The sequence below is a fragment of the Pseudomonas sp. Pseusp21 genome (assembly GCF_059492145.1).
In genome coordinates this window covers 5,278,390-5,292,572 of record NZ_CP168520.1, presented here as the reverse complement: position 1 = coordinate 5,292,572, position 14,183 = coordinate 5,278,390, and the positions used below count along the sequence as shown (strand labels likewise).

Sequence of the window (14,183 nt, the reverse complement as noted above, 5' to 3'; positions counted from 1 at the left end):
GCTACCGAAGCAACCCGCTATCAAGGACCTTGGACGACTCGCCGAGAATGCTTTCGGCGAGTTGCACAAACTCTTTGGTGTCCACCGTCCCCAGATGCATCGCCCCGCGCAGGACATCATCCAGCGAGCGCTTGTTGCGGGTCTTCAGGCGAATCTCGCCGTCCAGCTCCTGCAATAGCAACACCGCTTTCGCCACCTGCGCCGGGCTGATCTGCTCGCCGCGCAGGGTCGTGACTTTCTGACTGTCCTTGGCCAGTTTCGCCTGCAAGCTCTGATAACGCTCGTCACTCATGCCACCGGCACGGCGCACCAGTTCAATGGCGTAATACTCGGCGAACCCTTCGCTGATCCAGTCGCTGTGCTGTTCGTCGTTGATCCGCCCGAACACCTGCGCCAGCTCGCGCACCAGTGCGCTGCTGCCGCTTTCGCTGACCAGCGGCAACCGCGTGTTGAGGTAGATCGACTCCCGCGCCGCCAGACTGCCGCGCCACATCGGGTCATTGGCGCCGACAATCAGCAGTTTGCTCGGATGGCGGGGAAACACCGCCTGCACCTGTGGCCAGACAAACGTCAGCAGCGTCAGCACGTCCATCCGGCGCATGCCCTGCCCTTGCGGCGAGGCCACGGTGACTTCGGTTTCCCCCAACCGCGTGCGGCGGCTACCGAGGTGGCCGGCGAGCATCCAGCCGGTCGGGCGGTCGAACAGGCGTGACGGATTGTCGATGCGGAATTTGTTCTTGCCGATGCGCGGCCAGGCGGTTTCGACGCTTTTCCAGCCGTCGGGCAATTCGAAGTGCAGGCGCGCGACCAGCTCGATGCCATCCTGCTGATCAAGCTTGGCCGGCGGCACCAGTTCATCGCCACGCATCAACGCCCAGGTCGGGGTCATGCGCGTGTCGAAGCTGCCGTTCTTGCGGCCGTGGCTGATGCGCACGCGGTAGGTCAGACTGGCCTTGTCCGCCGTCGGGCGCCAGACCCCGCGCGCCGGTTTGCCCGGCGTCAGTTGCCATTGGCCGTCAGCCTTGAAGTCGCTGTAATGGCTGCCATCGCCCAGGTCGAAATCCAGACTGCGCACCGCTTCGCCTTTGGCGAGGGTCAGGCGCACTTCGGCCTGATCGCTCTGCGGCAGCAGGCGTACCTGATAATCCAGATCGACTTTCTTCGCCGCCCACACCGGCGCACTCAGCGCCAGCAGCGTGACGATCAGCGCCCGGCGCAATCCCGTCGCCATACCTGCTCCTTGGTCAATCGTCAGCCTGCGCGGAAAATCAGGTGATCTTCCCAGTCGTCTTCCGGCACGCTGCCTTCGGCGAGCATGCGCCCGGACTGGGAAATCCGTTCGTGGTGCACCGCGTCGCGATCACCGCAGACCAGGTGATGCCACAGCGGCAGGTCCTTGCCTTCGCTGACCAACCGATAACCGCAGGTCGGCGGCAGCCATTTGAACGCTTCGGCCTGGCCCGGGGTGAGCTGGATGCAGTCCGGGACAAACTTCATGCGGTTCGGGTAATCGCTGCACTGGCAGGTTTTCAGGTCCAGTAGTTTGCAGGCGATGCGCGTGTAATAGACGCTGTTGTCTTCTTCATCCTCGAGCTTCTGCAGGCAGCACAGGCCGCAACCGTCGCACAGCGATTCCCATTCCTCGTGATCGAGTTGATCGAGGGTTTTGCGTATCCAGAACGGTTCGACTTTGGCGGCCATGGCTCAAGCATCAACATCAGGTGGTGAAAAGGCCGCCAGTCTAGTGCCCAAGGCCCCGTGGGCCAAGCGCTGGCGACTGCCGGTTGTGCGGGGCTTGTCAGTTTTTGCACGGCCAAGTAGCTTTGCCGGTCACACCAGGCCTTTGCCGGATGCCATTAACGCTCGACCGCGTCGCATCCGGTGAACTGCAGGCTTGCGCCACAACCCCATCGTTCAGCCCAACTGATCCCGCCGGGTTTCGCTTCCAACCTGTCCTCAAACGTAGCAAGGAATCTTTCGATGAGTGCCAACCCTCGCGTTGCCGAATACGCCATTCACCCGCAGTTCACCGATCGCTGGTCGCCCCGCGCCTTCACCGGCGAAGCGATCCCGGAAGAAACCCTGCTGAGCTTCTTCGAAGCCGCGCGCTGGGCGCCATCGGCGTACAACTCGCAGCCGTGGCGTTTTCTCTACGCCCGTCGCGACACGCCGAACTGGGAGCGTTACCTGGGCCTGCTCAATGAATTCAACCGCAGCTGGGCACAGCACGCTTCGGCGCTGGTGATCGTGATTTCGAAAACCACCTTCACCGCACCGGGCGCCACCGAAGAAACGCCAGCGCTGTGGCACACCTTCGACACTGGTTCCGCGTGGGGCCATCTGGCGCTGCAAGCGAGCCTGAGCGGCTGGCACACCCACGGCATGGCCGGTTTCGATCAGGAGCTGACCCGCAAGGAGCTGAACATTCCGCAAGGTTACGCGCTGCATGCCGCCGTGGCGGTGGGCAAGCTGGGTGACAAGGCAACCCTGGCCGAATACCTGCAAGCACGGGAAACGCCGAGCCCGCGTCGTCCGCTGAGCGAACTGGCGGCTGAAGGCGATTTCACCCTTTAAAGCTTCACCACATGATCGTTCCCACGCTCTGCGTGGGAATGCAGCCGGGGACGCTCTGCGTCCCAAAGCGGACGCAGAGCGTCCATAGAGGCATTCCCACGCGGAGCGTGGGAACGATCTCTAGTCAGTAACCGCGTGCGAAATCCACTTCCCCGCGCAACGCTTCACCCGCCTGATACGCCCGCAAGTTATCCAGAAACAACTGCACCATCATCGGCGGCGAGGTCGGCGCCGAGCTGTGCCCGGTCAGCAGCAAGCCCCACGCAGTCCAGAACGGATGCCGTTGCGGCAGCGGCTCCTGGCGGCAGACGTCGATCACCGCGCCAGCCAGATGGCCTTCCTTCAACGCTTCGACCAGATCTGCATCGACTACCGCCACACCGCGTCCGGCGTTGATGAACAACCCGGTCGGCTTGAATTGCTTGAACAGCGCCGCATCGTAAATGTCGTGGGTGTGCTCGGTGTTGGGCAGCAGATTGACCACGTAATCCACCTCGCCGACCAGACGCGGCAAGTCCGCCATCGAACCGACTTCGACAAACGGCGCCTGCTCGCGGGCGCTGCTGGCGATGCCGTACAACTCGACGCCAAACGGCAGCAGGAACTGCGCCACACTCTGGCCGATGTCACCGGTGCCGACGATCAGCACCTTGCGTCCGACCAGACTCTGGCCGGTGCGGTTGTCCCACTTGCGCTCGACCTGGCTGACCAGCCGCGCCAGCACTTCGCGCTCGTGGCCGAGCATGTAGGTCAGCACGTACTCGGCCATGACCTGACCGAAAATGCCGACCGCCCGGGTCAGGCGGTAATCCCGGCGCAAGCCGTCAGCCAGCAGCGGCGTGATCCCGGCCCAGGTCGATTGCAGCCATTGTGGCTGGTGGCCCTGACGCAACAGGGTCGCCAACAGATCCGGCTGGCCCAGCCACACCGGGCAATCGGCAGCCTGGCGGGCCAGTTCGGCGGAGTCGCCACTGGTCAGCACTTCAAGCTCGGGGGCCGCCTGACGCAGCAGTCGGGCGTATATCGCGTGGTCGTGTTCAGCAATCAGAACGCGCATCTTCAAACCTTTCGCAAACCGTGCAGGCGGCCGTCCACTTCGTGGCAGCCGTCGCCGTAAAAACCGTTCCAGGGGTTACCAGAGGCCCAGGACAGGGCCTCGCGGATCAGACCGGGTCGTTGCGTCGCAGCAACTCTTCGGGCAAGTGCTCGATGTACTCTTCCTCGGCCGGTGGCATTTGCAGGTGATAGCCCTGCTTTTCGAGGTTTTCCAGGACCACTGCGATGTCTTCGCTGGCCAGCTTGCGCTCGGGGGTCAGCACCAGATCGAAGGAATGCTTCGCCTTGCCGAACGCCGCCATCAGGCCTTCCGGCACGCGCTCCAGCGCATCGCTTTTGAGCACGTACAGGTACATGCCGCTTTTCTTCGAACTTTGATAAATGGAACAAATACGTTTCAAGGCTGTTCTCCGGCGGTGGCCAGGCTGTCGAGCAGCTTCTGGCCCATCAATTCGCGGCGCCAGCCACGCAGCGAATCAGGCAATTGGTAAGGGCCCTCGGGGAAGCCACTTTTGACCAGCGCTTCGAGGGTTTTCTTGCGCAGCATCAGTTCCGGCGCGATGCCCAGACGTTCGGCTTCGGCCTGACCGAGCGCCCGCAGCTGTTTGATCAGCGCGGCAGCTTCGATCGGCAGCGGCTCCGGCACGGCTGGCGGCCATTGATCAGGCCCCACACTGCCAGAGCGCTTGATCAGATCAAGCAGAAACTCGCCGTCCTGACGCACGGTACGCGGGTGCATGTCTTCGATCTTGCCCAGCGCGCTGAGGTTGTCCGGTTGGGTCCGGGCCAGCGGCCACAGCGAGTGTTCACGCACGATGCGGTTGCGCGGCAGATCGCGGGCGCGGGCTTCGCGCTCGCGCCAGGCACACAGTTCGCGCAGCACGGCCAGTTGGGCACGGGACAGTTTCCACGCCAGTTTGGCCTCGCGATACACCTCGTACGGATCGGTCTCGCGGCGCAGGTTGGCAACCAGTTCGGCGCCGTCCTCCAGTACCCAGGCGTATTTGTCGTCAGACAGTTTCGGACGCAGTTGTACGAAAACCTCCGCCAGATGCACGGCGTCTTCGGCGGCATAGCTGATTTGCGTGTCGGACAACGGACGCTGCAACCAGTCGGAACGGGTTTCGCCCTTCGGCAGTTCGATGCCGAGCACTTCCTGCACCAGACGCGAATAGCCCATCGAGAACCCGAGGTTCAGGTAGGCAGCGGCCAGTTGGGTGTCGAACAGCGGCGCCGGCAGGCTGCCGGTCAGGCGCAGCAGGACTTCAAGGTCTTCGCTGCAAGCGTGCAGGACTTTGAGCACTGCCGGGTTTTCCAGCAACGCGGCCAAGGGTTGCCAGGCGTTGATGGTCAGCGGGTCGATCAGGTAGGCGCGTTTGCCGTCGCCGACCTGCAACAGCCCGGCAATCGGGTAGAAGGTGTCGACCCGCATGAATTCGGTGTCGAGGGCAACGAACGGCAGCTGCTGCCACTCGGCGCAAAACTGCGCGAGGCTATCGTTGTCGCGAATCCAGTGAATATCGATGGCCACACGGCTCTCCCTTCAAGAATGGCGCGCAGTATATATCGCCACCGGCGCTTTCCGCGCCTCTACAGGGCAAGAGCTTGATGAAATCTCCTGCCTGAGGGAAAGAATAGTCTTACAGAGTGAGTCTGCCGGCTCAGTCCTTGGCCAACACCCCGTCGATCACCGCGCCCCGGCAACCGGCAAACATGTCGAGATCCTGCTGGTAGACCTTGCTCTGCACCTCCAGCAGCCCGAGCATCGAGTGGAACAGGTTGTCCTGGCTCAGCGGCTTGTCACGGCTCATTTGCAGGCAATGGGTGTCGACCGAGTAGGACTTCTGATAGCTGTCGGAGAACCACGCCAGCATCGCCACGTGTTTCTGTTGCTCCGGCGCCAGCATGTACGGCGTGCCGTGGAGGAACAGGTTGTACTCGCCCAGGGATTCGCCGTGGTCGGACAGGTACAGCATGGCGGTATCGACCTTGTCCTGATTGCTGCGCAGTACGTCGATCAGGCTCGACAGCACATGGTCGGTGTACACCAGCGTATTGTCGTAGCCGTTGACGATGCTCTCGCGGCTGCAATTGTTCAGCGCGTTGCTTTCACATACCGGGGTGAAGTGCTCGTATTCCTTCGGATAGCGCTTGAAATATTCAGGGCCGTGGCTGCCCATCTGATGCAGGACCAGCACGGTGTCCTTGTCCAGGTGATCGATAAAGCTTTGCAGGCCTTGCAAGAGGATTTCGTCGCGGCATTCGCTGTTGGCGCACAGCGCCGGATCCTTGAGGTTGCTGACGTCCTGCAGGGTGACGCGATCGCAGGTGCCTTTGCAGCCGGACTGGTTGTCGCGCCAGATCACGTCGATCCCGGCCCGTTTCAGCACGTCCAGCAGCCCTTCCTCATTCTTCGCCTTGCTGGCGTCGTAATCCTTGCGGCCCATGTTGGAGAACATGCACGGCACCGACACGGCGGTTTCCGTGCCGCAGGAATGCACGTCGGTGAAGGCGATCAGGCCGGCTTCCTTGTCCAGTTTCGGCGTGGTGTCGCGGTTATAACCGAGGATGCCGAAGTTTTCCGCCCGGGCACTTTCCCCCACCACCAGCACCGTCAGGGATTTGCGCGGATGATTTTGCACGGCGGCATTGCGCTGGGCGTCTTCGCCGATCGTGACAAACGGTTGCTGCGCCGAAGCCACCTGCTCACGCAGATAACCGGCCGAGGCGCCGATGTAGTTGCTCGGCACCAGCATCAGGCGAATTTCGTGGTGATTGCGAAACAGCGACGACAGCCCTTGATAATTGGCCAGCGCAACGCCGCCAATGACCGCGACCGACGCGACACTAACCACAACTTTGCTTAATAACTCGCGATGCCAGCGACGATAGTTGACTGGAACTTTCCACAACAACCAGGACGGCAAGACACCCAGAAACACGATATAAGCCAGCAACTTCAAAGACAGCAGATCGCGCACTTCAGTGGCATTGGTTTCAGCAAAGTTACGAAACATGCCGGCATCGATCATGACCCCGTATTGGCTCATGAAATACGCCACGCCGGCACTGACCATGAACAACAACGTCAATACGGGTTTCAACACGGGTCGAAACGCCAGCAACGTCAGCACGATGTTATACGCCGCGAAGATCATCACCCCGAACGCAATGCGCATGGCAATGCCCTTGCCGTCCGCAGCGGTGATGTCGAACAGGTGTTGCCAGAGAACGAAATTGAATCCGGCCAAAAGAAAGGCGCTGGCAAACAACGTCACCCATTCCGGGCGCACGGCTTTTAACTTGAACATGGCGAGTGGCGATTTCCTTGAAATAAGTGCCATCGTCAATTGTGAAAATTTCATTGACTCAGACCACACAAACTTTATGCAGGCAACCATCAATTTTTTGTGAAAAAGAAGCCAACGATTAGTTGGCACATGAAACAACCATGAAACTTGCAGAGTATTTGAGAATGATTCAGCTGTGGTTCAGTCGCGGGCAACGAAAACGCCGTATCGAATTTCTCGATAGCGCTCCTGACTTTCTGATTTGCCGCCCTGCTCGCCTGCCCGCCTAATCGACCGCCTACGGTTCAAAGGTCTGAAGATGGAAAACGTTCGCGCCACTGCCCGCCCCGCTGTCTGGCTGATGCTCGGCATCATCCTGGTCGCCCTCAATCTGCGTCCGTCGATGGCGGCGGTGGGGCCTTTGCTCTCGGCCATTCGCGGCGATGTGCCGCTGAGTTTCAGCCTTGCAGCGTTACTGACCCTGCTGCCGGTGATGGCGATGGGGCTGGCGATGTTTTTCGGCATGGCGGTCAGCCAGCGCCTCGGTGAACAGCGCACGGTGCTGCTGTCGTTGTTGATCATTGGCGGGGCGACGCTGTCGCGACTGTTTCTCGACTCGGCGGGCGGATTGATCGCCAGCGCCGTGCTGGCCGGGATCGGCATTGCACTGATCCAGGCCCTGATGCCCGCGCTGATCAAATCGCGGTTTCCCGACAACGTGGCGCTGTGCATGGGGCTTTACGTCACTTCGATCATGGGCGGCGCGGCGCTGGCCGCTTCGTTCGCACCGTGGGTGCTGATGCAGACCGGCAACTGGCGGGCGGGACTGGCCGTCTGGGCAGTTTTGGCACTGCTCGCCATGCCTGTCTGGTGGGCAACTCGTGACACGTCACCGGACACCACCCGATCTGTTGTGAGAAAAGAATCCTTCTTCACGAATTCCCGCGCCTGGTTGCTCGCGATCTTCTTCGGTCTGGGCACCGCGTCCTACACCTGCGTGCTCGCCTGGCTGGCGCCGTACTACGTGGAAAATGGCTGGAACGAACAAAACGCCGGCCTGATGCTGGGTTTTCTGACGGCCATGGAGGTGATTTCCGGGCTGGCGGTGCCCGCCATCGCCAATCGCAGCCGTGACCGACGCCTGGTGCTTGGCGCCCTGCTCGGCCTGATCATCGCCGGATTCCTGGGGCTGATCCTCAGCCCGCAGCACCTGAGCCTGCTGTGGCCCTGCCTGCTCGGGCTGGGCATCGGCGGACTGTTCCCGATGAGTCTCATCGTATCCCTCGATCACCTTGAGGAACCACAACGTGCCGGCGGGCTGACCGCGTTCGTACAAGGTATCGGTTACCTGATTGCCGGGCTCTCACCGCTGATGGCCGGCGTGGTTCGCGATCGACTGGGCAGCTTCGAGTGGGCGTGGTGGTCACTGACGGCAGTGATGGCGCTGATGCTGCTGATGGTGCTGCGTTTCAACCCGCAGCATTACGCCCGGCACATGGGCTGATCGAGCGAATGGCAGGCCGACGCGTCTGGATAAAGGCTTCTGGCCATCTTTGCCTGGTTTGATTGGGCACGTCGTGTTACTAAAACTTTCTGTCCCACAACTGACCGTGAAACGTCCTACAGGGCTTTCTCCTGGCACCATCGTTCCGTTACGATCATGCGCACACGTTTGCGCAGATTCGGCGCAAGGAGCACAGCGAGACAGAACGGATGCTGAACAGTAACTTGCTTAGAAAGCTCGACATGCAGGATCTCATGGTGTTTGTCGCCGTGTATGAGCAAAGCAGCGTCACCGATGTCTCGGAGGCGCTGTTTGTCAGTCAGTCCACCGTCAGTTACTGCCTGAAAAAACTGCGCACCAGCTTCGAAGACGAATTGTTCGTCAACACCCGCACAGGCATGCGTCCGACCTACAAGGCCAGCAGCATGTACGGCCATGTGCAGAAAATCCTCGAAAGCATCAACCTGTGCCACGCCGGCGCCCCGACCTTCGACCCGATGGCGCAACCGGTGACCTTCAACATCTGCGCACCGGAATACTTCGAGCAACTGATCCTGCCGCGAATGTTGAAACGCTTCGACTTCGATGATTTGCCGGTGATGGTCAACATGCACAAGTTCGAAACCGACGTGCCGGTCGAAGAATTGCGCGACGGCAGTCTCGATCTGGTGATCTGTTTCGGTCCGAACTTCCATCGCAGTCACGCCGACCTGAAATCACGCATGCTGCTGGAAGATGACCTGGTCTGCGTCTTCGACAAACGCGCCACGCCGCTGGAACCGCGCCTGAGCCTGCAAGCCTTCACCGAACGCCGGCATGTGTTCCCGACACCGTGGACGTCGACCACCAACATGGTCGATGGCTGGCTGGCACGGCAGGCGCAGAAACGCCAGATCGTCGCCCGTTCCAACAGTTACAGCGCGGCGCTGAAGATGATCACCGGCACCGACTTCATCCTGACCCTGCCCCGGCGCATTCAGCGTTTGCTGACCAACGACGCGGTGTTCCAGCACTGCGAGGCGCCCAATGGTCTGCCGGGCTTCACCCTCGACATGCAGTGGAGCCACAACGTCGATCAGGACAGCGCCAACCTCTGGTTGCGCGAGCAGGTCATCAAGACCTGCGCGGAGCTGGAAGCCGCCTGAGTCCTACACGCCAATGGCGGTCTTGCTGTAGGACCCACGGTCGATGTCGAGCAGTTCCACGCTCAACTGCACCTCGACCCCGACCGGCCATTCGCACAGTTCCTGCAACACCGCCAGCAGGCTCTGCGAAAGTTGCGTCTTGATCTCCGAGGAACGACCGCTGAGCAGCGCCAGCCTTACCGCCACAAAGGCGCGCTCGTTCATGGCGGTGCCGACCTTGAAGGTTTCAACCTTGGTGGCACGACTCTTGATATCGAACTCCGCCGCGAATTGACCGGAACCCACCAGCGTGTTGTTGAGCCGGATCAACGCCACGTCGGCGTTCAGTTGCGGCAGGTTGGCGGTGTATTCCAGGTGCAGATGTGGCATCTCGGTGCTCCAGCGGTTCGGCAGAAAGGTCGTACATATAACACAGCATCGTCTGACTCACTCCAGCGATGACATCACCGGACGCTCACTCATGAACTGCTCCAGCCGCGAGCGCAACCAGCGCTCGGCCGGGTCGCTGTCAACGTGGCTGAGCCAGACCATCGACAGGTCGAGGGTCGGGGTCTTGAACGGGAACGGCTCCTTGAACAGCAGCCCGGATGCGGCCATGGCATCGGCGGTGTAGTCCGGCAGGCTGGCGATCAGATCGGTGCCGGCCAGCAGCGCCGGCAACGAACTGTACTGCGGCACCGACAGCACCACCTGACGGGTGCGGCCGATGTCCGCCAGCCACTCATCGGCGTAGCCGCTGACATTCGCGGTGTGGGAAACCAGCACGTGCGGTCGTGCGCAATATTCATCGAGGGTCAGTGGCGTGTCGGACTTGTCGGCACGCAGGATGCTCGGCTGAATGTGCCGCAACAATTTGCGCTTGGCATTGGCCGGAAGGCCGCGGGTCTGGCTGATGCCGACGGTGATATCGCCCGCGGCCAGCAGATCGGGAATCCGCCAGTAATCGACGTGCTGCACCACGAACACCACGCTCGGCGCCTCTTGGCGCAAGGCGCGCAACAACGGTGGCAGCAGACCGAATTCGACGTCATCCGACAGACCGATGCGAAAGGTCATGGTGCTGACGGCGGGATCGAAATCCCGGGTCAGGCTCAGCGCCACCGACAGCGAGTCGAGCGCAGGCTTGAGATGGCGATAAATGTCTTCGGCACGGGCGGTCGGCTCCATGCGATGGCCGACGCGAATGAACAACGGATCGTTAAGCAGGGTGCGCAGACGGTTGAGCGCCGAACTGATGGTCGGCTGGCCGAGAAACAGTTTCTCGGCGGCCCGGGTCACGTTGCGTTCGAGCATCAAGGTCTCGAACACCACCATCAGGTTGATGTCGGCCTTGCGAAGTTCATTGCGGTTCATCCATTGCCCCCCCGATTCCCAGATGGCGGCAGTGTAGAAAGGCCGTGAGGGCGGCGTCCATCGAAACGCGGCGTCATTGCACCGTCAACGTCTTCAGCCCCAGGCCCATGACCCGTGAATCGTCGTTGATATCCAGTTGTCGGGGACTGATGGCATCCGGCAGCTGCAATTCGATATCGAGCCGGTCATCGCTCCCGAGGCGCTGGCTGAGCTGGGCGCTGATCGGGATTTCCAGGCGATTATCTTGAAACTGCGTCAAACGGGTCTCCAGTACCTGTTGGCCGTTCAGACTGACTATCACCCGCTGGCCGGGGTGCCGGGGCTGGATGAATGCCAATGCGTCGATCACGATCGAGCGTGTCGGAGGGAGCACCCGCAATTGGATTTTCGCCTGTCGCCCTTCCGTCCACGTCCCCCAGCTTTCCGGCGTCGACCAGCCGCTGACCAGTTGTCGGTTTCGATAATTGAAGGTGAGCGTTTGTCCCGGGCGAGTGAGGGGGATCAGTGACATCCGCCGCCCCTCATCCTGCACGGACAGACACTGCGCACAACGCTTCCAGCCAGGCGCCAGCACTGCCATCCCGTCCACGCGAGTCAGCAGATCGGTTTCACTGTTGATGGTTCTGGCGGCATCGACCAGAACATCATCGTCCAGGAGATATAGGGAGTCCGCGTCGTACTGCCCCGAGTCAAGCATCGCGCGAGCTTTCTGCTGTGCCCGCGCCAGCGCCGAAGTGCTCATGCGTCCCAGATAGACCGCGTCGGTTTTCATCCCGTGGGTCGCTGCGAAACCGGCAATCATCTGCCAGCGCTCACCCTGATTCCGTGGCATCAGGCTGCGGACATTGGCATAACGCGCTGCGGCACTCGTCCAGAAAGGATCCGTCATCGGGCTGGCCCAGACCGACGAAGGCGCCACCCATTTTCCCTGCCGCAGCCCCATCCAGCCGTTGCGGCTGTCGGCGACCTGGATCAGCAGCGCCACCGCAAGCAGACCAATGGCGATACGCGGTCGATAACCGCGCACCACCAGAAAAATCGCAGCCAGGATGCAGACGTACAGAACCGGCCAGAACATCCGGCCCGAGGCACGAAAGATATTGGCCAGCGCGACAAGACTTTTCGGCAGCGGATAACCGAAGTTCCACGCCCCGATGCCGATCTGATTCGACAGCGCGAACAGCCATAAACCCAACAACGCCATCAACAGCCATGGACGTGCGCGCACCTGATGGTTCAGCGATTGGTGGTTGCGAAACCAGGCCATCAGCGCCAGCGGCATCAACAAGAGAACGCCCAGGCCAAGGTAGTTGAAACCTTCGTAATCCCCGTCAGCCTTTGGCAGGTCAGGCAGGATCAATGACCAGCCAGCCGGGTCGACGGGCGACAACAGATTCATCCTGTACAAACCAAAACCGCCGGAGGCCGCACCATCGGCAATGCTGAAGTAACCGGCCTGCCAGCAACACACGCTCACCAGGGCGAAAAGCATGCCCCCTTCGATCACACTCTGACGCCGGCTCAAAGACTGATTGAATGTCTTGCCCAGCAGATCCGCCACCCAGATCAGCGCAACCATCGCCAGCAGATAGGCGTGCACCCATGCCGTCACCGCCAGCAAGGCTCCCCAGGCGAGGCGCCGTCGGCGCAGATTTGGCAGCAGCGCCAGGTACAGCGAGGCCAGGATCAGGAAATGGCCGGCCAGTGAAAGATGCCCGCCCATGCGCAAGAACATCGCTGGCGAGAACACCAGCAGCCCGGCACCCAGTAGTCGAATCACGGGATTGGCCGTCATCAGCCCCATCAGTTTCCAGCCAAACCAGGCCTGCAGGACACAGCAGGCCAGCAGCCACAATCCGAAATACTGAAAGGTGTCCGGCAACCAGGCATTGAATGGTTTGAACAGCAGCGCCAGCAAAGGATTGGAGTCGGAAAAAATGATCGCACTGCCCAGTTCCAACCCGTAAGAAGGATTGAGCCCGAGCGGAAAAACCCACGGCGAATGCCGGAAAAACGCCCAGCCCAGATAATGCGTTGCAGGATCGCCCTGCTGCAGCCAGGCAATGTTCTGCGGGTTCAGCGCCTGCGGCCCGACTACCAGAAAAAACACCAGAACACCCAATAACACGGGCAATAGAAATAGAGCCGGATGCTCGCGTGAATCCTTCATCGATACGTCCAGAAGTTATGCAGTACAAACGTGAACGCCGGAATCGTCAGCGCCACTGCACCGATACCCGCCAGATAATGCAGCCCGGCCATCTGCGCCGCCCAGGCCACGAACATCGCCAACAGAAAGCCACCCGCCGAAACCATCAGAAAACGCAGCAGGGTCTTGCCGTGCAACCGGGCGGAAAAACTCCAGGTGGTGTTGATGATGTAGGACACCACCGTCGCCACGATAAAGGCCACACCATTGGCCAACGGAGGCAGGGGGCTGACGAAGTTGATGAACAGCACCGCCACCAGCGCGTGCAGCGCCGTGACAAACAGACCGGTCACGGCGAAGCGCAAGCCGCGCTGGATCAAGGCGGATCTTTCAGTGGGTGTCACGGCTTGCGCGCCAGCACGAAGACACTCAGACCAGCGAGGCGATTGATACCCATCAACGGCAGCTCAAGACTGCACAGGGTTTTCAGCAGCATATTGACCAACGGATGGTGTTTTTTCAGCTGTGAACGCGGTGCCGAACCCCGAGTGCCGCCGGGCATCAGGCGCGACGCCAGCGCAAGCGGGAACACCGCTCCGAAATAATAGGCGCCCCGCTCCACCGTCAATCCGGCGTTGCCCGCCAGAGCCTCGAATTGCCCCAGGGTGTAGCGACGCTTGTGTTCGAGGAAATCATCGTGCCCGCTCCACATGAACTGGAACGCCGGCACGGTCATCAGAAAGCGACTGCCGGACGGCACTTTGTCGACGTAGGACTTGAGCAGGCCGAGGTCGTCTTCGACGTGTTCCAGTACATCCATCAGCAACACCAGATCAGCGTCGACGTTGTCGATCGAGCGACGGTAATGCACCGGTTTGCCGACGGTGGTGGCGCTTGAATCGGCCGGGTAGCTGATGTCCACGCACCACGCTTCGCGCGCCGCCGTGTGGGTCAACAAATGATGAGAGAAGAATCCTGAACCGGCGCCGACGTCGAGAATTCGTTTGATCGGCGCCTCACCCAGCAGGCGGCGGGTGGCGGCCGCTTTGGAGCAGTAATACCAATGCTCGCCGATGCTGTCGCCGAGGATGTCGGTTTCCTTGAGATCCATG

Annotated in this window: 14 protein-coding genes; 3 read left to right on the top strand and 11 right to left on the bottom strand. The window is 61.0% G+C overall.

The window, feature by feature from the left end:
- Position 1: 1 nt before the first annotated feature.
- Both ACEN93_RS24065 and ACEN93_RS24060 read right to left on the bottom strand, forming a co-directional pair.
- On the bottom strand, positions 2–1,231 hold the full coding sequence (locus ACEN93_RS24065; protein WP_495610593.1) for a hypothetical protein: 1,230 nt from the start codon (positions 1,229–1,231) through the stop codon (positions 2–4).
- Between the two features lie 20 nt (positions 1,232–1,251).
- Positions 1,252–1,701, bottom strand: a complete 450-nt coding sequence (locus ACEN93_RS24060; protein WP_085700618.1) for a YcgN family cysteine cluster protein — start codon at positions 1,699–1,701, stop codon at positions 1,252–1,254.
- A 279-nt stretch (positions 1,702–1,980) separates the two neighbouring features.
- Between ACEN93_RS24060 and ACEN93_RS24055 the strand changes: the two genes are divergently transcribed.
- Complete coding sequence (locus ACEN93_RS24055) at positions 1,981–2,574, top strand: nitroreductase family protein (protein ID WP_103386836.1); 594 nt, start codon at positions 1,981–1,983, stop codon at positions 2,572–2,574.
- Between the two features lie 124 nt (positions 2,575–2,698).
- On the opposite strand, the gene ACEN93_RS24050 is transcribed toward ACEN93_RS24055, so the two are convergent.
- The 4 genes from ACEN93_RS24050 to ACEN93_RS24035 all read right to left on the bottom strand — a co-directional run bounded on the left by ACEN93_RS24050 (position 2,699) and on the right by ACEN93_RS24035 (position 6,941).
- Complete coding sequence (locus ACEN93_RS24050) at positions 2,699–3,631, bottom strand: D-2-hydroxyacid dehydrogenase (protein WP_039772640.1); 933 nt, start codon at positions 3,629–3,631, stop codon at positions 2,699–2,701.
- A 106-nt stretch (positions 3,632–3,737) separates the two neighbouring features.
- Positions 3,738–4,031 (bottom strand): YcgL domain-containing protein, encoded by a 294-nt coding sequence (locus ACEN93_RS24045; RefSeq protein WP_007958052.1) that lies wholly within the window; start codon positions 4,029–4,031, stop codon positions 3,738–3,740.
- Positions 4,028–5,161: a ribonuclease D gene (rnd, locus tag ACEN93_RS24040; protein WP_039772643.1), complete on the bottom strand. Its 1,134-nt coding sequence runs from the start codon at positions 5,159–5,161 to the stop codon at positions 4,028–4,030. The genes ACEN93_RS24045 and rnd overlap by 4 nt, the downstream gene beginning before the upstream one ends.
- A 130-nt stretch (positions 5,162–5,291) precedes the next feature.
- A complete protein-coding gene (locus tag ACEN93_RS24035) occupies positions 5,292–6,941 on the bottom strand; it encodes a phosphoethanolamine transferase (RefSeq protein WP_039772644.1) in 1,650 nt (549 codons plus the stop codon).
- A 298-nt stretch (positions 6,942–7,239) separates the two neighbouring features.
- Here ACEN93_RS24035 and ACEN93_RS24030 point away from each other — a divergent pair, with 298 nt between their 5' ends.
- Positions 7,240–8,424 carry a cyanate transporter gene (locus ACEN93_RS24030; protein WP_490841660.1) on the top strand — a complete coding sequence of 395 codons (1,185 nt, stop codon included), beginning with the start codon at positions 7,240–7,242 and terminating at the stop codon, positions 8,422–8,424.
- 209 nt (positions 8,425–8,633) lie between these two features.
- A complete protein-coding gene (locus ACEN93_RS24025) occupies positions 8,634–9,569 on the top strand; it encodes a LysR family transcriptional regulator (protein WP_064383125.1) in 936 nt (311 codons plus the stop codon).
- Positions 9,570–9,572: 3 nt separating this feature from the next.
- Here the strand turns inward: ACEN93_RS24025 and ACEN93_RS24020 are convergent, their stop codons facing one another.
- The 5 genes from ACEN93_RS24020 to ACEN93_RS24000 all read right to left on the bottom strand — a co-directional run bounded on the left by ACEN93_RS24020 (position 9,573) and on the right by ACEN93_RS24000 (position 14,182).
- A complete protein-coding gene (locus tag ACEN93_RS24020; protein WP_074691099.1) occupies positions 9,573–9,938 on the bottom strand; it encodes a 5-carboxymethyl-2-hydroxymuconate Delta-isomerase in 366 nt (121 codons plus the stop codon).
- A 57-nt stretch (positions 9,939–9,995) separates the two neighbouring features.
- On the bottom strand, positions 9,996–10,922 hold the full coding sequence (locus ACEN93_RS24015; RefSeq protein WP_039772651.1) for a LysR substrate-binding domain-containing protein: 927 nt from the start codon (positions 10,920–10,922) through the stop codon (positions 9,996–9,998).
- Positions 10,923–10,995: 73 nt separating this feature from the next.
- A complete protein-coding gene (locus tag ACEN93_RS24010; RefSeq protein WP_039772653.1) occupies positions 10,996–13,092 on the bottom strand; it encodes a DUF6311 domain-containing protein in 2,097 nt (698 codons plus the stop codon).
- Complete coding sequence (locus tag ACEN93_RS24005) at positions 13,089–13,475, bottom strand: GtrA family protein (RefSeq protein WP_039772655.1); 387 nt, start codon at positions 13,473–13,475, stop codon at positions 13,089–13,091. Before ACEN93_RS24005 ends, ACEN93_RS24010 begins: the two co-directional genes overlap by 4 nt.
- A complete protein-coding gene (locus tag ACEN93_RS24000) occupies positions 13,472–14,182 on the bottom strand; it encodes a class I SAM-dependent methyltransferase (protein WP_495610592.1) in 711 nt (236 codons plus the stop codon). The genes ACEN93_RS24005 and ACEN93_RS24000 overlap by 4 nt, the downstream gene beginning before the upstream one ends.
- Between the last annotated feature and the right edge of the window lies 1 nt (position 14,183).